This is a genomic window from Bordetella petrii, from assembly GCF_000067205.1.
Taxonomy (GTDB): domain Bacteria; phylum Pseudomonadota; class Gammaproteobacteria; order Burkholderiales; family Burkholderiaceae_B; genus Bordetella_A; species Bordetella_A petrii.
The window spans coordinates 4,898,365-4,924,475 of the sequence record NC_010170.1; the positions used below are offsets into that span (position 1 = coordinate 4,898,365).

The following is a 26,111-nucleotide window of genomic DNA, read 5'->3' on the forward strand; positions in this document are numbered from 1 at the left end:
GGATGCTGGACGCTCACGACTACGGTCGCGAGTGTTGGGCATTCTTGGTTCCCTGCAGCGGCTAAGCAGTAAAGTGTAGGCCGAGGGGGGTGAGGTCATCCCCCTCCTACTTTCAATTTGAGACGGGAATTCAAATGCTGGCCCCTTAAGTGTTCCCTCAAGAATTTCTCACACACGGAAAGCCAATAGATATGCCGTTCAGCGATCATTTTTCGATCGTGCCCCAGCACCACGAATTTGATGCCCAGCTCTGAAAGCTGGGCATTTTCTTTTGCCTCAAAGCACCGGCTTGCGCCCTAGCCAGGGCGCGGCGCGCTTTAGTTGAGCTGGCACCTGCAAGATCAGGTCTTCACGGCCAAATCGGCCCACCAGCTGTGCGGCCATGGGCACGCCCTCGGGCGTAGCCAACAAAGGCAGGCTGGCGGCGGGCTGGCCCGATGTGTTGAAGACAGCCATGAACGTGGCGTATGGCGACACCCGATGGCGCAATTCAAGAAAGGCGCTGCAGTGCATGGTCAGTTCGCTGAGCTTCACCGGCAGCTCGGTCAGCGCAGGCTTCAGGTCGTCGGCCTGCAGGGGCTTGCCGTTCAGCTTCAGGCGCGCCGCCTCATGCCCCATCACCCGGCTGCCGGCGCCATTGCCCCGGCGTCATGCCCATTTTGTCGGTGAAGACCCGGCGGAACGCGGCCACCGACTGGTAGCCCACGGATTCGGCCACGGCCTCGGTGGTCTGCCCCGGTTGCCTTAGCGCGTTGGCGGCGAGGCTCATCCGGATGTCGGTCAGCAGGTCGATGGCCGAGCGCCCCAGTTTGTCCTGGAAGTGCCGCATGAAAGTGGCGCGCGACATGCTGCACAAGGCGGCCAGCTCGGGCAGGTTCCAGGGCCGCGCCGGATCGGCGAACATGGCCGAAATGGCCGGCGCCAGGCGCGGGTGGCCTGCCAGCGCCAACAAGCCCGCCGGCGCTTGCTCGGCCTCGCTGGCCGCGCGCAGCACCAGCGTGAACAACGCCGCGGTAAGCACGTTGAGCATGGCGTATCCGCCCAGCCTGCCGCCGGTAGACTCCATGCGCATCAGCCCCACCAGGCTGGCCAGGTGATTCGCGGCGGACTCGGCGCTTTGCGCGTTGTGGCCGTTCAGGGCTTTCACCACCAGGTTCGCGGGCAGATAGTCGCGAATCAGCCGGCCGTGCGGCGGCTCGATAAGGAATCGCCCGCACAACATGTCCAGGCGTTCGCCCGGCCCGTCGTTTTCCATGTGCATCCAGCCCGAGGCTGCCTCGCCATCGCGAACAGGGCCGGGCTCGGCCCCGCCGCCGTCGTGCAGCACATGCGCCGAACCGCTGGGCAGCAGCACGATGTCGCCTTCGGTCAGTTCGCGGCTGGTCTGGGTTTGCGGGTCTTCAATGACGGCGCGGCCCTTGAGCACGATGTGGTATGGAATCTCGTGCGCTTCGGACCGGGGCCAGTCCACGCGCCACGGCGCGCCGTAGGTGCAGCGAACCTCCAGCCGCCCCGTGACGGTGATGATTTTCAGGAAATGGCTCAGCCAGTCGACTTGGGACATAGAAACCGGGGCGTAGAAATGCTCCCCGATCGTATCGCAGTCGCGCGGGCATGCGCCAATGTTCAACCGCGCCGCCTCGCGGCGCGGTTCGAACGCGTTCAGATCGAGCCTGCCGGCGCGACGGCGGGAAAGTCCTTTTCGGGATCGAACACGTTGTTGAAGAAGTTCGTCAGGGAATACATGGCGACCAGCGCCACGATTTCCATGACGTTCGCGTCCGTGTAGCCGGCGTCGCGCACGGCTTGCAGGTCGGCGTCGCTGACCTTGCCCCGGGTCTCGATGACTTTGCGGGCGAACTGGATAGCCGCATCGCGCTTCGGATCGTTGGCGTGGCCCTTGCGCGCAAGCAGGATGTCGTCGGCGGGCATCCTGGCCATGTGCTCGGCCGTAAAGCTATGGACAGTCAGGCAGTAGTCGCAACCGTTCACTTCGGATACGGCCAACCCGATACTGTCGCGCGTTTTCACGTCGAGCGCCTTACTCAGGGCGCCCAACAGCGCCGACCATGCATTGAAGGCAATGGGGCTTTGCGCGAACGCCGCCATCATGTTGGGCGTGAATCCGAGGCTCTTGGTAAATGCATTGAGCGTGGCGCTGGATTCGGCCGGCACTTGTTCGGGCGTGAGCGTGGTGGTTCTGGTCATGGTGTTTCTCCGTAGGTATGTCGATAAGGTTGGGTGAGGTAGGGCGGGGTCAAACAAGGTCAAGCACTTCGGCCACGGGGCGTCGAGGTTTCTGCGCCCAGTTGCCTGGAAGTTCGGTGCCGATGGACAGCAGCATGACGGGCACTTCGTTGTCGGCCAGCCGGAACTCGCTGGCCACGGCCTGCGCGTCGAAGCCGATCATCGGCGTCGACCCCAGGCCCAGCGAACGGGCCGCGTAGATCATTGCCGCCGCACCGAAAGTGCCGGTGCGCACGGCCTCATCGCGCTGAAGCTGGGGGTTGTGGGCATACAGGCCGTGCGCGGGGCCTTCCCATTCCGGCACCATCGCGGGCGGCATGACGCCTGCTTGCACCAGCGGGGCCAGACGCTGCGGTATGACGCTGGAATCGGCCAACTCGCCACAAACGATGAACGTCACCGCGGCATCGGTAATTGCAGGTTGGTTCCAGGCGATGGGCAACAGCCTGGCTTTGGCTTCGGCGGTGCGAACGGCGATGAAGCGCCAGTTCTGCATGTGGAAGGAGGTCGGCGCGGTGGTGCCTATGCGCACCAGCTCGCGGATCTGGTCATCGCTCAGGACCGCGGCGGGGTCGTAGTACTTGGTGGCGCTGCGGCTGAGAATGCATTCAATGACAGCGTTAGTCACGATGAGTCCTATGGGTGAGGTCGTCAGGAGCCTCTACTTTAGGACCGCTAGATGATTATTTCGAGACTACTTTTGCTCAACAAAATGCTTAAAAGGATCAAACCAAAAATCAGCAGGCCAGATCCGGCCTGCGAATTGCTGACGCCAGGACCCGCAACCGCCCTATCAGCCGCTTTTATCTTCAGGCGGCGGCTGCACGGAACACCGCTGCAGGCGGCCGTGCCCATGTTTCTTGAAGAACCGTTTAAAGTGGACCGGGAAGGCGCCGGACCGATGCGCCGGCACACGTAAGTGCGGCGGCGCATCCGAACTTGTTAATGATCTTCTCTGGTAAAGGATCACTGCCATGCATCGCAACCGCCCACACAAGAGCACGCCCCAGTTCATCGGCGGGGTGGTCTTGCTGCTCATTGCGCTCTACTCGCTGCTGGGCGGGATCTGGCTGGCCGCGCTTGGCGGCTCGTGGTATTACGCCGCGCTGGGCATCGTGCTGCTGGCAAGCGTGGGTTTGCTATGGCGGCGCCTGGAGACAGGGCTGTGGCTTTACGCGCTGATCCTGGCCGCCACGCTCGTCTGGGGGCTATGGGAGGCCGGGGCAGATTTCTGGGCCCTGGCGCCGCGCTACGGTCTGCTGTTTCTGCTTGGCCTGTGGTTGCTGGCGCCGCCCGCCACGCGCGGCTTTGCCGCGCCGCGCGCCGCCAGAACCGCCATCGGCGTCGTCATGGCGGGCATGCTGGCGGTGCTGGTTTACGGCATATTCAACGACCCCCAGGAAATCGACGGCACGCTCGCCCGCGCGCAGCCCGCGCAGGCGCGGCCCGTGGCGGGGGTGGCAGCGGAAGATTGGCCGTCCTACGGGCGCACCGAAGGCGGCGTGCGCTATTCGCCACTGACTCAGATCAACAACCAGAACGTCAAGGCCCTGGAAGTGGCATGGACCTATCGCACGGGCGACTTCCGCACCGAGAACGATTCGGCCGAAACCACCAACGAAGTCACGCCCATCAAGGTTGGCGACAAGCTGTTCCTGTGCACGCCACACCAGTTTCTGGACGCGCTCGACCCCGCCACCGGCAAGCGCCTGTGGCGCTACGACCCGAAACTGAAGGCCGACAAAAGCTTCCAGCACCTGACCTGCCGCGGGGTGTCGTACCACGATGCCGGCAACACCGAACGGTTCGCAATCAGCCTGGCCAAGGCCGGCAATGCGGCGCCGCCGGCATGCCCGCGCAAGGTGCTGCTGCCCACCAACGATGGCCGCCTGATCGCGGTGAACGCCGACAATGGCCAGAAGTGCACGGACTTCGGCGAAAACGGCGAAATCGACCTGCAAAAGAGCATGCCGCATGCTTATCCGGGCGGTTACAACCCGACCTCGCCGCCGGTCGTGACGGCGACCACCATCGTGATCGGCGGTTCGGTGACCGACAATTTCTCGAACAAAGAGCCCTCCGGTGTAATACGCGGCTACGACGTGCGCACCGGCGCCCTGAAATGGGTGTTCGACACCGGCGCGCAAGATCCGAACGCCATGCCCGGCGAAGCCACGCCGTTCGTGCACAATTCGCCCAACGCGTGGGCGCCGCTGGCCTATGATGCGCAGGCCGATGTGGTCTACGTGCCGACTGGCGTGGGCACGCCCGACATTTGGGGAGGCGACCGCGGCCCGCTGAAAGAGCGCTACGCCAACTCCATCCTGGCACTGGACGCCACCACGGGCCGTCTTATCTGGCACTTCCAGACGACGCACCACGACCTGTGGGACATGGATGTGCCGGCGCAGCCGTCGCTGATGGACGTGACGCTGCCTGACGGCCGGAGCGTGCCGGCGGTTTATGTGCTGACGAAAACCGGCAACGTATTCGTGCTCGACCGCCGCGACGGCCGGCCCATCGTGCCGGTAACGGATAAGCCCGTGCCCCAAACCGTGGCGCGCGGGCCGCAGACCCGCGGCGAGCGCTACGCGCCCACGCAACCATTCTCGGCCCTGGACCTGGCGCCGTCGGAGAAGCTCACCGATAAAGATATGTGGGGCGCCACCATGCTCGACCAGCTGATGTGCCGCATCATTTTCAAGCGCCTGAACTACGACGGCATCTACACGCCGCCGTCCGAGAACGGCACGCTGGTGTTTCCGGGCAACCTGGGCGTGTTCGAATGGGGCGGCATGTCGGTGAACCAGGACCGCCAGGTGGCGCTGATGAACCCGATCGGCCTGCCCTTCGTTTCCAGGCTCATTCCCGAAGACGCGAACCGCCCTATGCGCGAGAAGGGCGCGGGTACGGAAAGCGGCGTGCAGCCCATGTACGGCGTGCCGTATGGCGTGGAGCTGAACCCGTTCCTGTCGCCGCTGGGCCTGCCCTGCAAGGCGCCTGCCTGGGGCTACGTGGCGGGCGTGGACCTGCAAAGCCACCAGGTGGTGTGGAAAAAGCGCATCGGCACCATTCGCGACAGCCTGCCGCAGCTATTCCAGCTGCCGCCGCTGAAGATCGGCGTGCCGGGCCTGGGCGGCCCCATCTCGACCGCGGGCAACGTGATGTTCGTGGCGGCCACGCAAGACAACTATCTGCGGGCGTTCGACGTCAACAACGGCGAGTTGCTATGGGAAGGCCGACTGCCGGCCGGCGGCCAGGCCACGCCCATGACCTACGCGATCAACGGCAAGCAGTATGTGGTCATCATGGCCGGCGGGCATGGCTCGTTCGGCACGAAGATGGGGGATTATCTGGTGGCCTATGCCCTGCCGGACTGAGGCGCGGCTGCCGGCCAGGCCTGGCACACCTAGAACGCATACGAGGCGGTGAGCCCGGCGCTCCAGTTGCGGCCGGCGGCGGGCTCGAAATATCGGCCGTTGCCCTCGTTGACGATGACAGACCCGATGTATTCGCGGTCGAACAGGTTGTCGACGCGGGCATAGGCATCCCATGTCCAGGCGTCGCGCTGCCAGCGATATCCGGTGGACAGCGCGGCCACGAAGTAACTGGCGGCGGCATCGCTGTTGGCGTCATTCACGTAGACCTTGCTCATGTAGCGGCCTTCCAGTCCGGCGTGCCAGCCTTGGGCGGGCGCCCAAGCCAGGGCGCCGTACACCATCTGGCGCGCAACGCCGGGAATGCGGTTGCCCGCGCGGATGTCCGAGCCGGCAATGTCATCGCGGTAGCGGGCGTCTATCCAGGTATAGGCCAGGTCTGCCCGCCAGTTTTCCTGCAGGCGGCCGCTCCAGCCAACCTCGATGCCGTTGCGGCGCGTGCGGCCGCCATTGCGATACGAGGTGCGGCCATTGCTGCTGCCGGCCGCCACGATTTCGTTGCGGGTGTCGGTGTGGAACACCGCCACGGAAAACAGGCCATTGCCCCATTCCGACTTGAACCCGAGTTCGTAGTTGTTGCTGATGGCGGGTTGCAAGCCCAGGTTCAGCCCCGCCATGCCGTCGGGCCGGTACGAGACCTCGTTGGTGGTGGGCGTTTCGAAGCCTCGGCCATATGACGCGTAAATGGCGCTCGACGGGGTGGGCGCGTAACTTAACGAGGCAACCGGCAGGGCCTTGCGATAACGCGTGGAACCGCTGTCATCGTCATTGCCGGCAGCGACGTAATGGTCGTCGGAATCGAAGCTGACGGTGCTGTAGCGCAGTCCCGTATCGAAAGTCCAGCGCGGCGCGAAATTCCACGATGCCTGCAGATAGGGGTCGATGTTGTAGACCCGGTTGGTTTCGTCACGACGCAACTGTCCTTTGACGCCCAGCTCGGTGGGAGAGAAAGCCGGGCCGATGTAGTTCTCGTAGCCCTTGCGGTCTTCACGCAGGCTGTCATAGGCCAACCCGCCTATCAGCGTCAGGGGCCGGCCCGCCAGCGCCATGCGGGAAGTCCAGCGCAGGTCGACGCCGCCGTACTCGCGCGCGAGGCCGATAACCCCCCCGGCCTGCCCTGGGTTGAGCTGGGCCGCGGGCGGTATCGACAGATACTGGGTCATGTCGCGCTGCCCGTAGTACACCATGGCCCGCAATTCGTTATCGGCGTCGATTTGCCGTTCGTAGAGCAGGCCGCCCTGGGTCTGGCGCACCGTCTTGCGGGTATCGTACTGGCTGGCCTGCGGCGTGGCCTGGCGCGGGTCCTGCTCGTACTGGCTGCGCGTCAGGCCGAGCGGGTCCTGGGCGTTGAGATCCACGCTGTTTACCACCACGGTAAGGCGGCTTGCATCGTCGATCTGCACTCCCAGCTTGGCGTTGCCCAGGTTCTTGCGAGCGGCGCTGTGATCGCGATAGCCGTCGGTGGTGAGCCGGTTGGCGCTCAGTACGTAATCCAGCGCGTCGCGGACGCCGCTGGCCTCGATGCCATAGTGATAGGTACCGTAGCTGCCTGCCGACAGCCCGGCCTGCACGCGGGGCGGGTTCTCGCCGTCTTCCGTGAACACCTGCACGACGCCGCCCGACGAGTTGCCATACAGCGCCGAGAATGGTCCGCGCAGGACCTCGATGCGCGCCGCCGAGGCCAGGTCGATGTTCGAGGTCTGCCCCTGGCCATCGGGCATGGTGGCGGGAATGCCGTCGACATACAGCCGCACGCCGCGCACGCCGAATGTGGAGCGCGCGCCGAACCCGCGCACCGATACCTGCAGGTCTTGTGCATAGTTCTGGCGATTCTGGATTTGCAGCCCCGGCACGCCACCCAGGCTTTCAGACAAGTTGATGCCGGGCGTATCGAAGCGCAGGCGGTCGCCTTCGACGATGTTCACCGAAGCGGGCGTATCCAGCAGCGAGGCGTCGTAGTGGATACTGGTGACCACCACCGGTTCCAGCATCGGGGCGGCAGGCGCCGGCTGTGCCCGCACCGCGCTGCCCAGCAAGGGCGCGAGCGCGCCGCACAGGGCCAGCACGGCACGGGACGAACTCGGTGGACGTGGACCATTCATTGATTCGGCATTATGCGCCAGATCGTGTTCGAGAGATCGTCCGCGACAATGAGCGCGCCGCGCGGATCTACCGTCACGCCCACCGGGCGGCCGCGTGTCGAGCCGTCGCTGTCGCGGAACCCGGCAACGAAGTCCACGGGCGGACCCGCGGGCCGGCCGTCGCGAAACGGCACGAACACCACTTTGTAGCCAGCGGGCTCGCTGCGATTCCAGCTGCCGTGCTCGCCAACGAACACGCCATTGGCGAAACGCGCTCCCATGGCGTCGGTAGAAAAATCGACGCCCAGCGCCGCGACGTGCGCGCCCAGGCTGTAGTCGGGCTTGATCGCCGTGGAAACCTTTTCTGGATTCTGCGGCCGGACCCGATCGTCCACGTTTTGCCCCCAGTAGCTGTACGGCCAGCCGTAGAAGGCCCCTTCTTGCACGGCGGTGAGATAGTCGGGGACCAGGTCCGGGCCGATTTCATCGCGTTCGTTCACAACCACCCACAGTTGGCCGTTATCGGGTTGAATGGCCAGCGCCGTGGGGTTGCGCAGCCCGGTGGCGTAGGCCTTGTGTTCGCCGGTGTCGGCGTTCACCCGCCAGATGCGGGCCCGGTCGGCCTCTGCCGTCATGCCCCGTTCGGTGATATTGCTGTTGGAACCGATACCCACGTACAAGTACTTTCCGTCCGCGCTCGCCGCCAGGGCCTTGGTCCAGTGATGGTTGATTTCCGACGGCAGCTGCGTAACCGTCTCGGGCGGACCCGCCGCTTTGGTCTGGCCTGGCTGGTAGTCGAACCGTACCAACGCATCCTGGTTGGCCACATAAAGATCGTTGCCCACCAATGCCAGGCCATATGGCGCATTGAGCCCCTCGGCGAAAGTCATGCTTTCGTAGGTGCCGTCGCCTTCGGCATCGCGCAGCAGGGTCAGGCGGTTGCCGCCCTTGACCGGGCTGGTGCCCCTGGCCTTGATCATGCCGGCGATCACGTCTTTGGGCTTGAGCTTGGCGGCATTGCCGCCCCGCCCTTCGGCCACGAGAATATCGCCGTTGGGCAGCACCAGTGTCTGGCGGGGAATCTTCAGGCCCGTGGCAATGGCGGTGATGGAGTAGCCATCGGGCACCGTCGGCGTCTTATCGCCCCACGGGACAGGTTCGGCGATCACCATGTCGGGCAGCAGCCCTCGCTCGGGCTTGGGCAGTTCCGGCGCGGGCCCCACCCGCGAAGGCTGTGGCTGGGCGCTGCATAGGCTCAGCGCCGCCCACAGCGGGACGGCGGCATACAAGAAGTTTTTCATACGGCGCCTCTGATGTGGGGGGAACGGAAGCCCAGCCAGGTGGCCGCGCCGGCAAGCACCACCGTGACAGCCGACAGAACCAGGCCGGTCGGCATGCTTGCCCATGCGTCGCGGGCATGCATCAGCGCATTAAAGAAACCCACAAGCCATGCCGCCAGCAGAATCGCGCCATAAAGAATGGCACCCGCCGCGCGTTGGCGCGGCCGAAAAAGATCGATGATGGCGAAGACCAGTGCAATGCCGCCAAACACCAGGCCGCCAACCAGCAGCCACGAGGCGAAATTGTTCCACTGGATATCAAAGGACTTCGCATAGGCGAAGTCGGCCAGCATGACGCCTAGAAACAGCGCGAGCGCTCCCCCCAAAAATACGGCAGGCAGCGGGTGCACGGTTAACGCGTACCGGGGTGGGACAATCTGGTTCACGAGAATGCCTCCTTGATCGACGGCAGGACCACGATATTTCGGAGTGCAGGCCAGCAAGTCACATGCCCGCGGCCTATATTGGGTACCATGAACACACCCTGACAGCATCCCACAGACCGCATTTCACGCCGGAGCCCGCCGCCATGCCTACGCCTTCTGCCGCCTGCGCCGCCTTCCATGCCCTGCATGAACAAGGCTGCTTCATCCTGCCCAACCCTTGGGATGCCGGTAGCGCCAGGTTCCTGGAAAGCCTGGGCTTCAAGGCGCTGGCCACCACCAGTTCGGGCATGGCCTGGTCGCAGGGCCGGCGCGACGGCGCCGCCACGCTGGAGTCGGTGCTGGCGCACCTGCGCACCATGGTGGCCGCTACCGGCCTGCCGCTGAACGCCGATTTCGAGAACGGTTATGCGCCGGATGCCGAAGGCGTGGCGCGCAATGTGCGCCTGGCGGTGGAAACCGGCGTGGCCGGCTTGTCTGTTGAAGACTCCACGGGCAATCCCGACGATCCGCTGTTTCCGATCGAGGTCGCGGTTGAACGGTTGCGCGCCGCGCGGGGCGCCATCGACGCGGCGGGCACCGGCACGCTGCTGGTGGGCCGCGCCGAGAATTTCTTTGCCGGCCGTCCCGACCTGGACGATGCCATCGCGCGCCTGCAAGCCTATGCCGAGGCCGGCGCCGACTGCCTGTATGCGCCGGGTATTCGCAGCCGCGAACAGATCGCGGCGGTCGTGGCGGCCGTGGCGCCCAAGCCGGTGAACCTGCTGGTGGGATCCGTCAGCGAACTCAGCCTGCAAGATATCGCCGCGTTGGGCGTGCGCCGCATCAGCGTGGGCGGGGCGCTGGCGCGCTCGGCCTGGGGCGGGTTCATGCAGGCCGCGCAGGCATTGGCGCAAGGGCGTTTCGACACGGCTTTCGCCCATGCGGCTGCCGGCGATACACTCAACGCGCTGTTTGCGCCACGCCCCTGAGGCAAGCGCGGCGGGAAATCGGCGACAAGAATGCGAGTGCCGGCCGCCGGCAGGCGGTCCTAGACTGGAACCCTGCCAATGCGGCGGCAAAGCCGCGCGAAGGAGCCTGACCATGACCTATGCCTACAAGACCATCGCCTCGCCCGTCGGCCAGTTGAAACTGGTAGCCAGCACATCAGGGCTGGCCGCCATTCTGTGGGAAAACGACAAGCCCGAGCGTGTTCGTCTGGGCCCCATGCGGGAAGATGTGCAGCACCCCGTGTTGCTGGAAGCCGAGCAACAGCTGGGCGAATATTTCGCCGGCAAGCGCAGCGGCTTCGACCTGCCGTTGGACTTCAACGGCACCGAGTTCCAGAAGCAGGTGTGGGCCGCGCTGCTCACTATTCCCTACGGCCAGACGCGCAGCTATCGCGACATTGCCATGCAGATCGGCCGCGACAAGGCGGTGCGCGCCGTAGGCGCGGCCAACGGGCGCAACCCGATCTCTATCGTGGCGCCCTGCCATCGGGTGGTGGGCGCGTCGGGCGACCTGACCGGATTCGCCGGCGGGCTGCGCGCCAAGGCCCTGCTGCTGGCCCTGGAAAGCGGGCAAGGCAGGCTGGCCGCATGAGCGCCCGCCCCCAGAGCGTGAAGGGGCGCGCCACGCGCGAGCGCGCGGCATCGGCCCCCAGCGACGTCATCATCGGCGCGGACGGCCTGGCGCGGCCGCCCTGGGCGGCGCAAGACCCGCTGCTGCGCCACTATTACGACACCGAATGGGGCATGCCAGTGCGCGACGAGCATGGCCTGTTCGAGCGGTTGAGCCTGGAATGCTTCCAGTCGGGGCTGTCGTGGGCCACGATTTTGCGCAAGCGCGAGGCATTCCGCGCGGCCTTTCGCCGGTTCGATCCTGACGTGGTGGCGGCCTTCACGGCGGCCGACGTCGAACGCCTGCTGGCCGACACCGGCATCGTGCGTAACCGCGCCAAGATCGTGGCCACCATCAACAATGCGGCCGCCACGATCGCCCTGCGGCGCGATGGCGGGCTGGCGGATTTTATTTGGTCGTTTCAACCCGCAACCACGCCCGCCCCGCGCACGTTGGTGGAAATTCCCACCGTGTCCGAGGCCTCTACGGCGCTGAGCAAGGCCTTGCGCCAGCGCGGCTTCTCGTTCGTGGGGCCGACCACCATGCACGCCCTGATGGAGGCCACCGGCATCATCGACACGCACCTGGTCGACAGCCATCGCCGCGGCAGTTCTGGCGTCTGGCCGCGCACTTGATACACAATGCAAATATCTACAAGCATCGCAAAGATCCGCCGCCGCACCGGCCCGCATGGCAGGGGTTCGCGCCATAATTAAATGTTCCGCCTCTTGAGGCATTCACGCAAAGGCGCAATCATGAAACACCCGCTATTCCGACTTCTTTTCGCCAGCGCCCTTGGGCTGCTGGCTGCCTGCGCCATGGACCAAAACCGCAATTCCACGGCGGCCGCCGCCGAGCCCGCGCCGCCTTCGACAACCACCCTGTCGGCCTACCACTGGGACCTCACCGGGGCGCGCGATGCCGGCGGCGCCACGCAAACCCGCTGGATGCCGCCCGTTACGCGCAATGGCGCGCCGCTGCGCCTGAGCTTCGCCAACCAGCGCCTGTCGGTGTCGGGGCTGTGCAATCGTCTGGGCGCCGGCTACGACGCGCAGGGCAATCAACTGAAAATCTCGCAAGTGGTAGGCACCATGATGGCCTGCGGCGAGCCCGACCTGATGCAGTACGAACAAGCCGTCGGCCAGCAATTGCCGAAGGCCGCCACCTGGCGCATCGACCCGGGCCAAGACGGCCCCACGCTGACGCTGGGCTTCAGCGATGGCGCGCAATGGACGCTGGCCGGCACGCCCACCGACGAAACCCGCTACGGTTCGGCCGAGCAGATCATGTTCCTGGAAGTGGCGGCGCAGCGCGTGCCCTGCTCGCACCCCCTTATCCCCAACAAGCAATGCCTGCAGGTGCGCGAAGTGCGGTACGACAGCCAAGGGCTGAAAACCGGCCACGGCAAGTGGCAGGCCTTCTACAGCGACATCGAGGGGTATACCCACGAGCCCGGCGTGCGCAATGTGCTGCGCATCAAGCGCTATGAACGCCAGCAAGTGCCCGCCGACGCTTCGCGCTACGCCTATGTGCTGGACATGGTGGTAGAAAGCGCCCAGGAAGGCCGGTAGCACCGCGGCAGGCCGGGCCGGCGCGGATTGATTCCCGTCATTGGCCCGGCTGGCCGGCAAGGTCAACATCGACCTGATCCTTAACTCCGCCTGCTTCGCGCCATGGCTTATCCCGTCCTGCTGATCCTGCACCTGTTCGCCGCGCTGGCCTTTGCCGGCACGGTGTTCTTCGAAGTCGTCATGCTCGAAGGCGTGCGCAAGCATGTGCCGCGCGAGGCCATGCGCCTGATCGAGTCGGCCATCGGCGCGCGGGCGCGCCGCGTGGTGCCCTGGATATTGCTGGTGCTATACGGCGCGGGCCTGGGCCTGGCCTGGCAACACCGCGCCGCGCTGGCACAGCCCCTGGCCAGCAGTTTTGGACTGCTGCTGGGCCTGAAGATCGTCCTGGCGGTCAGCGTGTTCGGCCACTTTCTGACGGCTATGGCGTTGCAGCGCCGCGGGCGGCTGAATGGGCGCAATTCGCGCCGCATTCATATCAGCGTGTTCTGCCACGTGGTGCTGATCGTGCTGCTGGCCAAGGCCATGTTCTACCTGCACTGGTAGCGGCCCCGGCCCGGGCATCACTTATCGGCGTTCGGGAAGAACAGCTGCTGGCCGTTGACCTTATAGCTGGCAATGGTGTCCTGGCCCGCTTTCGACGTTACCCAGTCAACGAACTGCTGCGCCGGTTTCGCCTTTACATGGGGATACTTGGCCGGGTTCACCACCATGACGCCGTACTGGTTGAACAGGCGCTTGTCGCCCTCCACCAGAACCTTCAGGCTGCCGGGGTTCTTGAAGCTAAGCCACGTGCCGCGGTCGGACAGCACATAGGCATTCATCGACGAAGCCATGTTCAGCGCCGGCCCCATGCCGCAACCACAGGCCTTGTAGCCCTTGCCCTGATCGTCCACGCCGGCGGCCTTCCAGAAGCGTAGTTCGGCCGCGTGCGTGCCGCTCTTGTCGCCGCGCGACACGAACGGCGCATCGGCCTTGGCCAACTTGGACAGCGCCCGCACGATGTCATTGCCCTTGACGCCGGCGGGATCGTCGGCCGGGCCGATCAACACGAAGTCGTTGTACATAACCGGATAGCGCCTGGTGGCGTAGCCTTCGGCCACGAATTTTTCTTCGGCAACCTGGTCGTGCACGAACAGCACGTCGGCATCGCCGCGGCGGGCCATGTCCAGCGCCTGCCCCGTGCCCTGCGCCACGACCTTGATGTCGATGTCGGTGGCCTGTTTGAACGCAGGCAGCAGGTGCGAGAACAGGCCGGACTGCTCGGTGGACGTGGTCGAGGCCATGACGATGGTTTCGGCGCTCGCCGGCGCCGCCAGGGCCGCGGCCGCCAACAGGACCGGCGCGGTGGCCCGTCGCAATAGCGTGAACAGCTTCATGATATGCGTTCTCCTTTGACGAACTGGCTGGCGGCCTCGGGCAGCGGGCCGTAGAAAAAATCGTCCACCGGCAGGTCGGCCACAATGCTGCCGCGCTCGAGATACACGACGCGCCGCGCCAGCCGCTTTACCTGCCCCAGGTTATGGCTGCTGAATACCATGGCGGGCGCGCCGCTGACGCCGGCCGGCGTGAAATCGGCCATCATCTGCTCGACTTCGCGCTTGGCATGGGGGTCCAGGCTGGCGGTGGGCTCGTCCAGCAGCAGCACTTCGGGCGCCAGCGCCCAGGCGCGCACCATGGCCAGCCGCTGTTGCTGGCCGCCTGACAAGGTCTTGGCATTGCGCGCCGCCAGCTCCGCCATGCCGGCCAGCTGCAGTGCCTGCCTGCCCTGCGCGCGGGCGTCGCGCCAGCGCACGCCGTGCAGCCACAGGCCTAGCGAAACATTGTTCAACGCCGACGTGCGCAGCATGTAGGGTTGCTGGAACAGCATGGCCTGGCGTCGCCGCGCCACGCAGCGGGCCTGGCCGCGCGTGGGCTGGATCAGGCAATGCAGCAGGCGCAGCAAGGTGCTCTTGCCGCTGCCATTGGCGCCCACCAGCGCCACACATTCTCCGGCATGGATGGTCAGCGAAACGCCGCGCAAGGCCCGCACGGCACCGTAATTGACATCGACATCGCGCAAGTCGAACAGCGGCGTGGCGGCGCGGTGGTCCGCACGGCGCCCGGCGGTGGCGGCGCCCGGGCCGGTTTCTGTGTCAGGGCGCTTCATGACAGTGCCCCGGCGTGGCCGAACAGGCCTGACAGCCCCGCGTCGCGCCGCTCGCGCCAGCGCCGCACCAGCGAAGCCAGCACGTTCAGCAACAGCACCACAAACAGCAGCAACAGGCCCAGCGCCAGGGCCAGCGGCAGGTCGCCCTTGCTGGTTTCCAGCGCGATAGCCGTGGTCATGACGCGCGTATAGCCTTCGATGTTGCCGCCCACCACCATCACCGCCCCCACTTCGGAAATGGCGCGTCCGAAGCCGGTAATGACAATGGTGAGCAGGGTGAAGCGTTCGTCCCAGACCAGCAGCAGGCTGCGCACCAGCGTGCGCGCGCGCAATGACCGCAACTGCTCGCCATGGTGGCGCTCGGCGTCTTCGACGGTCTGGCGGACCAGCGCGGTGACCACTGGACAGACCAGCACCGCCTGCGCCAGCACCATGGCCTTGAACGAAAACAGCCAGCCCAGAAAGCCCAGCGGGCCGGAATGCGACAGTAGCAAGTAGACCACCAGGCCCACCACCACGGAAGGCAGGGCCAGCGAGGTATTCAGCAATGTCAGCACGATGCCGCGCCCACGGAAACGCGCCACGGCAAGCCACGAGCCGGCCACCATGCCGGCGCTGCACGCGAGCAGGCAGGCGCAGGCGCTGACCGCCAGAGACCTGACCACGATGGACAGCAGCACCGGATCGGCCCCGACGATCAACTGCAATGCAGTCAGCACGCTTTCGGATAAGGTATTCATGATGGGTACATGCGAGACCTGCACAGAGGGTAGCCCAGCAGTATCATGCAAGCCATATGAATAACTTTGCATAGGCTGGGCCGCGCGCTCGCGCCCTGGCATTTAGTGCATACTCGCGGACGTGCATCGTATCGACCTTTCCTACCAGTTGGGCGGCACCGACGCTGCCCCTGCCACCATCGGCAACGCGCTGATGGATCTGCTGTTCGCCGTGCGGCAGCAGGGTTCGATTTCGGCCGCGGCCAAGTCGCTGGGCCTGTCGTACCGCCACGTATGGGGTGAACTCAAGCGCTGGGAACAAACCCTGGGCCGCACCCTTATCGTGTGGGACAAGGGCCAGCCGGCGCGCCTGAACGAGTTCGGAGAAAAGCTGCTGTGGGCCGAGCGCCAGGCCCAGGCGCGGCTGGGGCCACAAATCAACGCCCTGCGCGCCGACCTCGAACGCGCCTTCGCCATGGCGTTCGACGACGCGGCCCATGTGGTGCCGCTGTATGCCAGCCATGATGACGCCCTGGGCGCACTGCGCGAACACGCGGTGGCCAGCGCCAAGCTGTACCTCGACATTCGCTATACCGGCAGCGTGGATGCGATCCGCGGGCTGAACGAGGGGCGCTGTGTGATCGCCGGCTTTCATACACGGCAAGATCCGGTGCCTGGCTCGCTGACCGAGCGCATCTACAAGCCGTTGCTCAAACCGGGGCTGCACAAGATCATCGGATTCGCGCAGCGCAGCCAGGGCCTGATCGTGGCGCGCGGCAACCCCCTGCGCCTGGCCGCGCTGGCAGATCTGCGGCGCCCCGGCGTGCGCTATGTGAACCGCGCGCTGGGCAGCGGCACGCGCGTGCTGTTCGACGAACTGCTCGAACAGGCGGGGCTGCCCGCCTCGGCGATTGCCGGTTATGCCCGCACCGAACCATCGCACGCCGCCGTGGCCCATGCCATTGCCGCCGGCACCGCCGACGCGGGGCTGGGCATCGAACCGGTGGCGCATCAGCACGGCCTGGATTTCCTGCCGCTGGTGCGGGAAAACTATTTTCTAGTGTGCTTGAAATCGACGCTGGAGCAGCCTTCTACCCAGGCGCTGCTGGCGATCTTGCGCAGCGCCCCATGGCAGGCGGCCCTGTCGCGCATGCCGGGCTACGCGCCCGCGCAAAGCGGGGAAGTGCTGTCGATGCGGCGGGTGCTGCCGTGGTGGAGTTTTCCGACCAGCAAGCCGCGGCGCCGCGCCCGCTAGGGTGGCAGGACGCGATTGCAGCCCCTAGGGCGTGGCGGCGCGCGCGGCCGCCAGCTCGGGCTGGGGCACCAGCCGCTCGGGGGCCGTGTAGCACACGAAGTGCCGGTTCACCGCACGGCCGATGGCGCACAAGCCCAGGCCCTTGGCGATTTCGTAGCCCATCTGCGTCATGCCGCTGCGCGACACGACAATGGGCACGCCCATCTGGGCCGACTTCATGATCATTTCGCTGGTCAGGCGGCCGGTGGTGTAGAAGATTTTGTCGGCGCCGCGTTGCTCGGCCGGCGGCTGCAGCCACATCCAGCCCGCCAGCGTGTCAATGGCGTTGTGGCGGCCGACGTCTTCCACGAACATCAGCATGGTTTCGCCGCGGAACAGCGCACAGCCATGCACCGAGCCCGCCGACTTATAGGTGGTTTCCTGCACCCGTATGGCATTGAGCAAACCGTACAGTTGCGCCTGCGTCACGCGGGCCTCCGGCGCCAGGCGGATGCAGTCGAGTTCTTCCATCAGGCCGCCGAATACACTGCCCTGCCCGCAGCCCGTGGTCACCACGCGCTGGGCCGTGCGGGATTCGATATCGGCAATGCCGTCGCGCGTAACCACCGAGGCGGCGTTGACTTCCCAGTCGACCATGATCGACAGCACGTCACTCACATCGCGGATCAGGCGCTGGTTGCGCAGATAGCCCAGCACCAGCAGTTCGGGCATGGCGCCCAGCGTCATCAGCGTGACCAGCTCGCGCCGGTCGACGTAAATGGTAAGCGGCCGCTCCGCCGGAATGGACACGGTTTCCGACGCGCCGTGCTCGTTGACCACGGTGACTTCCCGCGTCAGCGGGGCGCGCGCCTGGGTCAGTTGCGGCAACGACAGGCTGGAAGCGGTCACTTGGCGGATTTGCCGTCGGATTCAGGCTGAGGCGAGCTGGGCGGCTGGCTTGCGGTTTCGGCGGGCGAATGCGCGCCGGACCCCTCGCGCGGCTGCACTGGCGCCGGCGCATACACGAACGGGCCCGGATCTTTGCATTCGGGCGTGGGGAGGGGCGGCGCGGCATTCTTGCCTGCCGCTCGCGCGCTCGCGAAATACTGTTCGGCCACGGTATCCTGCACCTGGCACAGCTTGTAGGCGGCGACCTTGCCGCTCCAGGCAGCCTTGGCCTTGGCTTCGGCGGCCTTGGCCTGGGCCTCGGCGCTGGGCGCCGGCAGGGTGGCATGGGCGGCGGCGGCAATCATGGCCAGCGGCAACGCGGCAAGCAGTTTCATGACGTGCTCCTTCGGGGTCAGGCGCCGGCCGGGCGGGCGCCGCGCCGCTTGGCGGCCTTGGCGGCCGTACGCTGGGCCGGGATCTTGCCCGACTGGATATCGCTGTACCAGACGTCGTGGTGTTCGCGCGCCCAGGCCTCATCGACATAACCGGTTTTCATGGCCTTGTAGGCGCCCTGCATACCGATGGTGCCCAGGTAGATGTGGCCCATCAGCATGCACATCATGAGTATGACCGACACCGCGTGGATCATGTGGGCGATCTGCATGTTGCCGCGCGTGTACACCATGGCGTCCGGCACCACGCGGTCAAGGAACAGCCCCGAGCCGACCGCAAGCAGGCCAAACAGCAGCATGCCTATCCAGAACATGAGCTTTTCGCCGGCATTGAAGCGCCCCGCCGGCACATGCCGGGCGCGCAGCAGCCCGCCGCCCCGGCGTAGCCAGGTGAGGTCGTAGCGACGCAGCATGTTGTCTTTGGCGAACGTGGCCAGCACCACCACCAGCGACACCGCGAACACCGGGCCGACGAAATTGTGGGTGGTCTTGAGCACCCAGGCCAGCCAGCCGTAGATGGCGCTGCCCATCCAGGGCAACAGGATGTGCCGGCCGAATGCCATCACGATGCCCGACAGCGCCAGAATGACGAAGGCCGTGGCGTTGACCCAATGGGCGGCGCGTTCAAAATAGGTAAAGCGCTCGATCTTGCGGCCGGTTTCCGGACCGTGCACCTTGACCTTGCCCTTGGCCAGGTAGAACAGCAAGATCGCCACCAGCACGATCAAGAGCAGGCCGCCCCCGTACGGAACCAGCCAGTGGTTGCGCACCTGCCGCCAGGCTTCGCCGGCGGTGGTGTAGCGGGACCCGGGATACTGCACGAAGCGCTGGATCAGCACGCCGGCCTCGGGCGCTTCGCTGGCCGGCAGGCTGCTGTAGCCGGGCTGCCCGGAATTCACCTGCCGCCACATGGGCGCATTGTTGCCGGGCTGCACCTTGGCGCGCTGGCCGTTGGTCTGCTCGGCGTAGCCGGGCAGCTCGTTGGCGTCGGGCTTGACCTCGAAGATATTGGCGTTCTTGATGCCGCCCAGACCGCCATCGGCGGGCGCGGTGTTCTGCGCCGCCGCCGGAGCCAGCAACGTGGCGCCGAGCAAGAGTGCCGCGAAGAATGACCGTACCATGGCAGCCTCCGGTCAGTTGACTTTGTTGTACTCGTTCTGCCCGCGCTGGGTGCGCTGGGCGAGTTCGCGCTGCCAGCTGGCTTTGTCGCCAGGCTTCCAGCCCGGGGCCACGAAATTGCTTCCGGTGCCGACGTATGCGGGTTCGCCGGTGTTGTTGCCGGAATGCAATTCCTGCGAGGGCTCGGAGCAGGCCGCCAGGCCCAGCGCCAGCAGCGCCACGATACCGATGCGCGCGTTCATGATTTGTCCTTCGCGCCAGCGGCAGGCGGCTGGCCGGCCTGCTGCGAGCCATAGGCCGTGCCCCAGCCCCAGACCTCGGCGCCCTTGCCCCGGTGCACCACCCGCGTGCGGAAGATATCGGCCACCACATCGCCGTCGCCGGCCAGCAGCGCCTTGGTGGAGCACATTTCTGCGCAGGCGGGCAGCTTGCCCTCGGCCAGGCGGTTGCGGCCGTATTTTTCGAACTCGGCCTCGCTGCCGTGTTCTTCGGGGCCGCCGGCGCAGAACGTGCATTTGTCCATTTTGCCGCGCACGCCGAACGTGCCCTGCGACGGGAACTGCGGCGCGCCGAACGGACAGGCGTACGAACAGTAGCCGCAGCCAATACAGGTGTCTTTGTTGTGCAACACCACGCCTTCGTCGGTGCGGTAGAAGCAGTTCACGGGGCACACCGCCATGCAGGGCGCATCGCTGCAGTGCATGCAGGCCACCGAAATGGATTTTTCGCCCGGCACGCCGTCGTTCAGCGTGACCACGCGGCGGCGGTTCACGCCCCAGGGAATCTCGTGCTCGTTCTTGCACGCGGTGACGCAGCTATTGCATTCGATACAGCGCTCGGCGTCACAGACGAACTTCATTCTTGCCATGGCGGTCTCCTAGGCCTTCGCGATGTTGCAGATCGTGGTCTTGGTTTCCTGCATCATCGTGACGGAGTCGTAGCCGTAAGTGGTAGCGGTGTTGACCGCTTCGCCACGCACGATGGGCGCCGCGCCTTCCGGGTAGCTGGACAGCAGGTCGGCCCCCTGCCAGCGCCCCGCGAAGTGGAAGGGTATGAACGCCGTGTCGGGCCCCACCCGTTCGGTAACCAGCGCCTGCACGTTCAGGCGCGCGCCCGTGGGCGTGGACACCCACACCCGGTCGCCGTTGCTGATGCCGCGGTCGGCCGCTGCCTTGGGGTTGATCTCGACGAAGCACTCTTGCTGCAGTTCGGCCAGCCAGGGGTTCGAACGTGTTTCGTCGCCGCCGCCCTCGTACTCGACCAGGCGCCCCGAGGTAAGAATGATGGGGAATTTCTCGTACAGCTTGTCGGCCACGTTCTTCTTCTGCAGCGACGTGTAAAGCGTGGGCAGGCGCCAAAAATTCTTCAGGTCGTCGTGCGAGGGGTACTTGGCGACCAGGTCGGGCCGGGTGCCATAGATGGGCTCGCGGTGCTGCGGGATGGGATCGGGGAAATTCCACACCACCGCGCGCGCCTTGGCATTGCCGAACGGATAGCAGCCATGGTTTTTCATGACCACGCGGATGATGCCGCCCGACGAATCGGTTTTCCAGTTCTTGCCCTCGGCCGCAGCCTTCTCGGCATCGGTGAGCTCGTTCCACCAGCCCAGCTTTTTGAGCAGGATGTGGTCGAACTCGGGATACCCGGTGGTGAGGTCGGCTCCTTTAGAGTGAGAGCCGTCTTCGGCCAGCAGGTTGACGCCATCGCGCTCCACGCCGAAGTTGGCCCGGAAGTTGCCGCCGCCATCCATGACGTGCAGGCTGGTGTTGTACAGGTTGGCCGTGCCCGGGTGCTTGAGCTCGGGCGTGCCCCAACAGGGCCACGGCAGGCCGAAGTAGTCGCCGGTCAGGTCGTAGCCGGTTTCGGCGTCTTTGCCGCCCTTGGCGCGCAAGGTCTTGACGTCGAACACATGCATGTTGCGCATGTGGGCCTTCAGGCGCTCGGGGCTTTGCCCGGTGTAGCCGATGGTCCAGCAGCAGGCGTTGATTTCGCGCAGCACGTCTTCGATGACGGGCTCATCCATGCCCTTGACCTTCTGCAGCTTGTAGTTCTTGACGAACTCTTTGCCAAAGCCCAGCTTTTCGGCCAGCTGGTACATGATCATGTGGTCGGTGCGGCTTTCCCACAGCGGATCGATGACCTTGTCGCGCCACTGCAGCGAACGGTTGGACGCCGTACAGGACCCGCTGGTCTCGAACTGCGTGGCCGCCGGCAGCAGATAGACCGCGCGCTTGGGGTTGAGGTCTTCGGCCTTGCCCGGCATGGCGGCCATGGCCGCCGTGGCCGACGGATACGGATCGACCACCACCAGCAGGTCGAGCTTGTCCATGGCGCGCTTCATTTCCAGCCCGCGCGTCTGCGAGTTGGGCGCATGGCCCCAGTAGACGACGGCCCGCAGGTTGGTGGGCTGGTCGATGACGCTGGGGTCTTCCAGCACGCCGTCGATCCAGCGCGACACGGTAATGCCGGGCTTGCTCATCAGCTCGGGCGAGGCGTAGCGGCCCTTGATCCATTCGTAGTCGACGCCCCACGCGTTGGCGAAGTGCTTCCAGGAGCCTTCGGTCAGGCCGTAGTAGCCGGGCAGCGAATCGGGGTTGGGGCCGATGTCGGTGGCGCCCTGCACGTTGTCGTGGCCGCGGAAGATGTTGGCCCCGCCGCCGGACACCCCGACATTGCCCAGCGCCAGCTGCACGATACAGGACGCGCGCACCATGGCGTTGCCGATGGAGTGCTGCGTCTGGCCCATGCACCACACCAGTGTGCCGGGGCGGTTTTCGTGCAGGGTCTTGGCCACGCCGTACATGGTGGCCTCGTCGACGCCACAGGCGTCCTGCACCTTGTCGGGCGTCCATTTGGCCAGGATGTCGGCCTTGACCTTGTCCATGCCATAAACGCGCGCGTTGATATAGGCCTGGTCTTCCCAGCCGTTCTTGAAGATGTGATACAGCAGGCCGAACAGGAACGGGATGTCGGTGCCGGAACGGATGCGAACGTGCTGGTCGGCCTTGGCGGCCGTGCGGGTGAAGCGCGGGTCGACCACGATCATTTTGCAGCCGGTTTCCTTAGCGTGCAGCATGTGCAGCATCGACACCGGATGGGCTTCGGCGGCGTTAGACCCGATGTACAACGCGACCTTGGCGTTCTGCATGTCGTTGTACGAGTTGGTCATGGCGCCGTAGCCCCACGTATTGGCCACGCCGGCCACCGTGGTGGAGTGGCAGATGCGCGCCTGGTGGTCGCAGTTGTTGCTGCCCCAGTAGCTGACGAACTTGCGCATCAGGTACGACTGTTCGTTGCTGTGCTTGGATGAGCCGATCCAGTAGACCGAGTCGGGGCCGCTTTCCTTGCGCAGCTGCATCAGGTGGGCGCTGATTTCGTTCAGGGCGGTGTCCCAGCTGATGCGCTGGTACTTGCCGTCGACCAGCTTCATGGGATAGCGCAGGCGGTGTTCGCCGTGGCCATGCTCGCGCACCGCGGCGCCTTTGGCGCAGTGCGCTCCCAGGTTGATGGGCGAATCGAAGACCGGTTCCTGGCGCACCCAGACGCCGTTCTCGACCACGGCATCGATGGCACAGCCCACCGAACAGTGCGTACAGACCGTGCGGTGGGTGGTGGTCTTGGTTTTGCCCAGGGGCGCCTGGCGCTCGTCGGCGGCTTCGGCCTGCCTGACCAGCGCCAGCGGCGCGGCCGCCAGGCCGGCGCCCACGCCGATGCCCGAGCGCCGCAGGAACGCGCGGCGGTCCATGGTGGGCAAGGCCTGCGACATGCCGCGCCGCAGGCTTTGCATGAAGCTCGACTCTGCCGCGGCATCGCGCGCGGCATCGGTTTTTTTGGTTAGCAACATGCCGGGCTCCGTCAGACGAGAGTGGTTTTGTAGTACCGCTTGACGTGTTCGCTGAGGCGATAGCCGCCGCCCTGCGCTGGCGCGGGGGGTGAGGCAGTAGCGGAGGATGGCGGCTGCGCCGCGCTACCGGGCAAGGCCACCGCGCCAGCCGCGGCGGCGCCGGCGCCGGCCGCGCTTGCCAGGAATGCCCGGCGCGAAAGTCGGGGGTGGGTCTTGGACATGTCCGTCTCCTCCGAAGCAACCAGATATGAAATGCTTTGCATACTGTACCCCTACCCTTGGCCCGGGGCAATCTTCTCGGCCCGGGACCGGCGCGACGACGGTTTTGCCGTTAAGCCAGCATGTCGAAGCCCTGCGCCTCGACCTGGAAGAAATCGCGGGTGAAATCGGCCGCGCGGGCATAGAACCGCGCGGCGGGCTGGGCGGCTATTGCATCGCACAAATCGCCGGCCCAGGGCTGGATGTGCGCGGCGAAGAACGCGCTTTGCCGGGCCAGGTTGGCCACCGCCGCGTCGGGCCCGGTGATCAGCAGCCGCATGACTTCGCACAGATAAGCGATGTGGTCTTCGGTTTCGGGCATGGCGGGGTCGCGCGCCAGGCCCAGCGCGGACAAGTCGTCGCGCAGCCGGACCAGCGGTTTTTCGTTCAGGAAGCCCGCCAGGTAGTGCGAGCCGAACAAATAGACTTCGGGTTTGCCTACCCCGCCGAACAGCGCGTCGTATTCGGACGCGACGGTGGCCGCGTCCAGCTCGCGCGCGCTGGCGGCCAGCGCGTTCCAGGACGCTTCGAGCAGGCTGCCGGACGCGGCGGCCTGCTCTTGCAGCTGCGCCAGCAATTCGGCGGATGGCGGCGCATAGAACAGGTGCGCCAGCAAGCCATAGATTGCAGCGCGGGCGGCATCTTCGTCGAGGCCGGTGGGGCCGATGGCGGCAAGCGGGACGGTGGCTGTCATAGGTCGGTGATGCGGGTTTCGTCGGGCGAGGAATACAGGTCGATGACACGGCAGTCGCCGCACATCTTCAGGCGTTCGAGCGCCGCCCCCTGGAACATGGCGTGGCCGCCCAACCGTTGCAACATGGTGTCGATGCCCTTCTGCGTGCCGAACGCCTTGCCGCAGCGCACACAGTGGAAGGGCTGGGTTTCGTTGAGCACCACGGCTTCTTTGCGGCGTTCGGACAGCAGCAGGCGCGGCACCAGCTGGATGGCGTCTTCTGGGCAGGTTTTTTCGCACAATCCACATTGCACGCAATTTTTTTCGATGAAGCGCAGCTGCGGAAGTTGCGGATTGTCTTGCAACGCATGGGCCGGGCAGGCGCTGACGCAGCTCATGCACAGCGTACAGGCCTGGGCGTCGACCGCGACGGCGCCCAGGGGCGCGCCGGCGCCGGGCGCGCCCGCCGGCAGCGGGATTTCCTGCGGCAAGGGGCCGGGCGCATGAGCAATGAGATGGTCCAGGGCGAGCGCCAGGGTGGCGCGCTTCTCGGGCGCCGCCGCGTGGCGCGCCGGCTGGGCCGGCACGGGCGGATGCCGCGCCACGATGCGCTGCAGGTGATCGTCGAGCGCTTCGGCGGTATCGGCCCGCACCAGATGCAGGTGCGTGCCGTCATAGCCCAGGCCGTTCAGGATGGACTGCGCGGTTTCCATTTGCGCGGCCAGCGCGTCAAGATATTGCGGCGCCTCGTCGCCGCTGGCCAACACCGCCACCTGGGCGGCGCCGAACGCCACAGCCGACAGCCACAGCTCGACCCCCAGGCTGGCCACGTGCCACAAGGCCACCGGAATCACGTTGGCCGGCACCCCGTGCGCCAGCTTGAGCTGCGCGGCGCGGCCCAAGGTTTCCACCAGGCGCTGGCCGCCCTGCTGGCTGTGCAGCAGCAGCACCGCGTCGCGTCCGCCGGCCTGGGCATAAGTGGACAGCAAGGTGCGCAGCTTGCGGCCCTGGTCGGGGCTGCGCGGATACGTATAGGCCATGGCGCCAGACGGACACACGGTGGTGCAGGCCCCGCAGCCGGCGCACAGATACGGGTCGACCACGATCTGCTGGCGATGCGCGTCGCTGCGGATGGCCTCGGCCGAACAGACATCGACACAGGCATTGCAGCCAATGGTTTCGTTGCGGCTGTGCGCGCACAGCGAAGATTTGTAGTCGAAGAATTTGGGCTTCTCGAATTCGCCCACCATGTCGCGCAGCCGCAGCAGCGTGCCGGGGTCGCGGCCGTCCCAGGTGAAATAGCCCTGCGGCGGCTCGTGGCGGCGCATCTGCGGCGTGGCGCCCAGGTCGAGCACCAGGTCGTACTGTTCGGTGAACTGGCGAGGCGGGCGCTGGAAATCGATGGCGCCCGCCACCGTACAGGACGCCACGCAATCGCGATGCGAGGCACATCGATCCAGGTCGACCTGGTAGTCGAAGCCAATGGCGCCTTCCGGGCAGGCGGCCAGGCAGGCATTGCAGCGGGTGCACAGGTCGAGGTCGATGGGGTTGTCTTGCGACCAGGCCAGCTCGAACGCGCCCAGCCGCCCCTTCAGATGTTCCAGCCGGCCGGCCAGCACCGGATAGCGGCGCGCCTGCGTCCCGCCGTCGCGGCCCTCGCCCTGCACGAACAGCGTTACCTGCAAGACATCGTCGAGCAATGCAGCGGCCTGCTCGGCGCGATCGAGCGGGCCGATGATCAGCAGGCGGCCCGCGCTGCGGTACGTGACCGTGGCGACCGGATCGGGATCGGGCAGGTGGGCCGCGGCCAGCAAGGCCGCCAGCTTGGGCATGGCCTGGGCGGCGTCGCGGCTCCAGCCGCCGGTTTCGCGAATGTTGACGAAGCGCACCGGCGCCAGGGCGCCTTCGGTGGCGCTGCCCAGTTCGCCAAACAGGCGCTGTTCCTGGGTGCACGCCACCACGACCGGCCCGCCGCCGCGGATGGCTTGCTGGAAATCGCCCGCCTGGCTGCGGCACAACAGGGAATGCGGCGCCAGCGGCTCGCCCAGCGCGCGCCCGAGTTCATCGGGGTCCAGCGGCATGGTGCGGTTGCAGTCGCAGATCAGCGTAGTCATGGGTGC

26 protein-coding genes and 1 pseudogene are annotated in these 26,111 nt (G+C 66.1%); 8 read left to right on the top strand and 19 right to left on the bottom strand.

Annotated elements, in window-relative coordinates; genetic code table 11:
* Window positions 1–276: 276 nt before the first annotated feature.
* The 4 genes from BPET_RS23485 to BPET_RS23500 form a co-directional block, all read right to left on the bottom strand.
* On the bottom strand, window positions 277–618 hold the full coding sequence (locus BPET_RS23485) for an amidase (protein ID WP_012251465.1): 342 nt from the start codon (window positions 616–618) through the stop codon (window positions 277–279).
* Window positions 608–1,564, bottom strand: a complete 957-nt coding sequence (locus BPET_RS23490; RefSeq protein ID WP_012251466.1) for an AraC family transcriptional regulator — start codon at window positions 1,562–1,564, stop codon at window positions 608–610. Before BPET_RS23490 ends, BPET_RS23485 begins: the two co-directional genes overlap by 11 nt.
* A gap of 98 nt (window positions 1,565–1,662) precedes the next feature.
* Window positions 1,663–2,208, bottom strand: a complete 546-nt coding sequence (locus BPET_RS23495; protein ID WP_012251467.1) for a carboxymuconolactone decarboxylase family protein — start codon at window positions 2,206–2,208, stop codon at window positions 1,663–1,665.
* A 49-nt stretch (window positions 2,209–2,257) separates the two neighbouring features.
* Complete coding sequence (locus tag BPET_RS23500; protein ID WP_012251468.1) at window positions 2,258–2,875, bottom strand: nitroreductase family protein; 618 nt, start codon at window positions 2,873–2,875, stop codon at window positions 2,258–2,260.
* Window positions 2,876–2,926: 51 nt separating this feature from the next.
* On the opposite strand from BPET_RS23500, the gene BPET_RS26830 reads away from it, so the two are divergent.
* Complete coding sequence (locus BPET_RS26830; protein ID WP_151208995.1) at window positions 2,927–3,166, top strand: hypothetical protein; 240 nt, start codon at window positions 2,927–2,929, stop codon at window positions 3,164–3,166.
* 55 nt (window positions 3,167–3,221) lie between these two features.
* A complete protein-coding gene (locus BPET_RS23505; RefSeq protein ID WP_012251469.1) occupies window positions 3,222–5,627 on the top strand; it encodes a glucose/quinate/shikimate family membrane-bound PQQ-dependent dehydrogenase in 2,406 nt (801 codons plus the stop codon).
* A 29-nt stretch (window positions 5,628–5,656) separates the two neighbouring features.
* Here the strand turns inward: BPET_RS23505 and BPET_RS23510 are convergent, their stop codons facing one another.
* From BPET_RS23510 to BPET_RS23520, 3 genes are read right to left on the bottom strand one after another with little or no spacing between them, the layout of a single operon-like run.
* Window positions 5,657–7,786, bottom strand: a complete 2,130-nt coding sequence (locus BPET_RS23510) for a TonB-dependent receptor (protein WP_012251470.1) — start codon at window positions 7,784–7,786, stop codon at window positions 5,657–5,659.
* Window positions 7,783–9,066, bottom strand: coding sequence for a PQQ-dependent sugar dehydrogenase (locus BPET_RS23515; RefSeq protein WP_012251471.1), 1,284 nt, complete (start codon window positions 9,064–9,066; stop codon window positions 7,783–7,785). Before BPET_RS23515 ends, BPET_RS23510 begins: the two co-directional genes overlap by 4 nt.
* A complete protein-coding gene (locus BPET_RS23520) occupies window positions 9,063–9,491 on the bottom strand; it encodes a DUF2231 domain-containing protein (protein ID WP_041863231.1) in 429 nt (142 codons plus the stop codon). The genes BPET_RS23515 and BPET_RS23520 overlap by 4 nt, the downstream gene beginning before the upstream one ends.
* A 143-nt stretch (window positions 9,492–9,634) precedes the next feature.
* Between BPET_RS23520 and BPET_RS23525 the strand changes: the two genes are divergently transcribed.
* The 5 genes and pseudogenes from BPET_RS23525 (at window position 9,635) to BPET_RS23545 (ending at window position 13,201) form a co-directional block, all read left to right on the top strand.
* Window positions 9,635–10,459, top strand: coding sequence for an isocitrate lyase/PEP mutase family protein (locus BPET_RS23525; RefSeq protein WP_012251473.1), 825 nt, complete (start codon window positions 9,635–9,637; stop codon window positions 10,457–10,459).
* 112 nt (window positions 10,460–10,571) lie between these two features.
* Window positions 10,572–11,066: pseudogene (locus BPET_RS23530) on the top strand (methylated-DNA--[protein]-cysteine S-methyltransferase); the annotation flags it as partial.
* Window positions 11,066–11,722, top strand: coding sequence for a DNA-3-methyladenine glycosylase I (locus BPET_RS23535; RefSeq protein ID WP_012251475.1), 657 nt, complete (start codon window positions 11,066–11,068; stop codon window positions 11,720–11,722). The pseudogene BPET_RS23530 and the gene BPET_RS23535, both read left to right, overlap by 1 nt.
* Window positions 11,723–11,842: 120 nt before the next feature.
* A complete protein-coding gene (locus BPET_RS23540) occupies window positions 11,843–12,658 on the top strand; it encodes an META and DUF4377 domain-containing protein (protein ID WP_041863232.1) in 816 nt (271 codons plus the stop codon).
* Window positions 12,659–12,760: 102 nt separating this feature from the next.
* Window positions 12,761–13,201, top strand: coding sequence for a CopD family copper resistance protein (locus BPET_RS23545; RefSeq protein WP_012251477.1), 441 nt, complete (start codon window positions 12,761–12,763; stop codon window positions 13,199–13,201).
* Between the two features lie 17 nt (window positions 13,202–13,218).
* Here BPET_RS23545 and BPET_RS23550 read toward each other — a convergent pair whose 3' ends face one another.
* From BPET_RS23550 to BPET_RS26840, 3 genes are read right to left on the bottom strand one after another with little or no spacing between them, the layout of a single operon-like run.
* Window positions 13,219–14,034 (bottom strand): extracellular solute-binding protein, encoded by an 816-nt coding sequence (locus BPET_RS23550; protein ID WP_012251478.1) that lies wholly within the window; start codon window positions 14,032–14,034, stop codon window positions 13,219–13,221.
* Window positions 14,031–14,804 carry an ABC transporter ATP-binding protein gene (locus tag BPET_RS26835; protein ID WP_012251479.1) on the bottom strand — a complete coding sequence of 258 codons (774 nt, stop codon included), beginning with the start codon at window positions 14,802–14,804 and terminating at the stop codon, window positions 14,031–14,033. The genes BPET_RS23550 and BPET_RS26835 overlap by 4 nt, the downstream gene beginning before the upstream one ends.
* A complete protein-coding gene (locus BPET_RS26840) occupies window positions 14,801–15,544 on the bottom strand; it encodes an ABC transporter permease (protein ID WP_012251480.1) in 744 nt (247 codons plus the stop codon). The genes BPET_RS26835 and BPET_RS26840 overlap by 4 nt, the downstream gene beginning before the upstream one ends.
* A 121-nt stretch (window positions 15,545–15,665) precedes the next feature.
* Between BPET_RS26840 and BPET_RS23565 the strand changes: the two genes are divergently transcribed.
* A complete protein-coding gene (locus BPET_RS23565; RefSeq protein ID WP_012251481.1) occupies window positions 15,666–16,778 on the top strand; it encodes a substrate-binding domain-containing protein in 1,113 nt (370 codons plus the stop codon).
* A gap of 24 nt (window positions 16,779–16,802) precedes the next feature.
* On the opposite strand, the gene BPET_RS23570 is transcribed toward BPET_RS23565, so the two are convergent.
* From BPET_RS23570 to BPET_RS23610, 9 genes are all read right to left on the bottom strand, one after another.
* Window positions 16,803–17,666 carry a formate dehydrogenase accessory sulfurtransferase FdhD gene (locus BPET_RS23570; protein ID WP_012251482.1) on the bottom strand — a complete coding sequence of 288 codons (864 nt, stop codon included), beginning with the start codon at window positions 17,664–17,666 and terminating at the stop codon, window positions 16,803–16,805.
* Window positions 17,663–18,040 carry a hypothetical protein gene (locus tag BPET_RS23575; RefSeq protein ID WP_012251483.1) on the bottom strand — a complete coding sequence of 126 codons (378 nt, stop codon included), beginning with the start codon at window positions 18,038–18,040 and terminating at the stop codon, window positions 17,663–17,665. The genes BPET_RS23570 and BPET_RS23575 overlap by 4 nt, the downstream gene beginning before the upstream one ends.
* A 17-nt stretch (window positions 18,041–18,057) precedes the next feature.
* A complete protein-coding gene (locus tag BPET_RS23580; RefSeq protein ID WP_012251484.1) occupies window positions 18,058–19,218 on the bottom strand; it encodes a formate dehydrogenase subunit gamma in 1,161 nt (386 codons plus the stop codon).
* A 12-nt stretch (window positions 19,219–19,230) separates the two neighbouring features.
* Window positions 19,231–19,458 (bottom strand): hypothetical protein, encoded by a 228-nt coding sequence (locus BPET_RS23585; RefSeq protein ID WP_012251485.1) that lies wholly within the window; start codon window positions 19,456–19,458, stop codon window positions 19,231–19,233.
* The gene (gene fdh3B / locus BPET_RS23590; protein WP_012251486.1) at window positions 19,455–20,084 is read right to left on the bottom strand and encodes a formate dehydrogenase FDH3 subunit beta; all 630 of its coding nucleotides are present in this window, start codon (window positions 20,082–20,084) and stop codon (window positions 19,455–19,457) included. The genes BPET_RS23585 and fdh3B overlap by 4 nt, the downstream gene beginning before the upstream one ends.
* A gap of 9 nt (window positions 20,085–20,093) precedes the next feature.
* Window positions 20,094–23,060, bottom strand: a complete 2,967-nt coding sequence (locus BPET_RS23595; RefSeq protein WP_012251487.1) for a formate dehydrogenase subunit alpha — start codon at window positions 23,058–23,060, stop codon at window positions 20,094–20,096.
* Window positions 23,061–23,071: 11 nt separating this feature from the next.
* The gene (locus BPET_RS23600) at window positions 23,072–23,281 is read right to left on the bottom strand and encodes a formate dehydrogenase (RefSeq protein WP_041863234.1); all 210 of its coding nucleotides are present in this window, start codon (window positions 23,279–23,281) and stop codon (window positions 23,072–23,074) included.
* Window positions 23,282–23,391: 110 nt separating this feature from the next.
* The gene (locus tag BPET_RS23605; RefSeq protein ID WP_012251489.1) at window positions 23,392–24,012 is read right to left on the bottom strand and encodes a TorD/DmsD family molecular chaperone; all 621 of its coding nucleotides are present in this window, start codon (window positions 24,010–24,012) and stop codon (window positions 23,392–23,394) included.
* Complete coding sequence (locus BPET_RS23610) at window positions 24,009–26,105, bottom strand: 4Fe-4S binding protein (RefSeq protein WP_012251490.1); 2,097 nt, start codon at window positions 26,103–26,105, stop codon at window positions 24,009–24,011. The genes BPET_RS23605 and BPET_RS23610 overlap by 4 nt, the downstream gene beginning before the upstream one ends.
* Window positions 26,106–26,111: the final 6 nt, after the last annotated feature.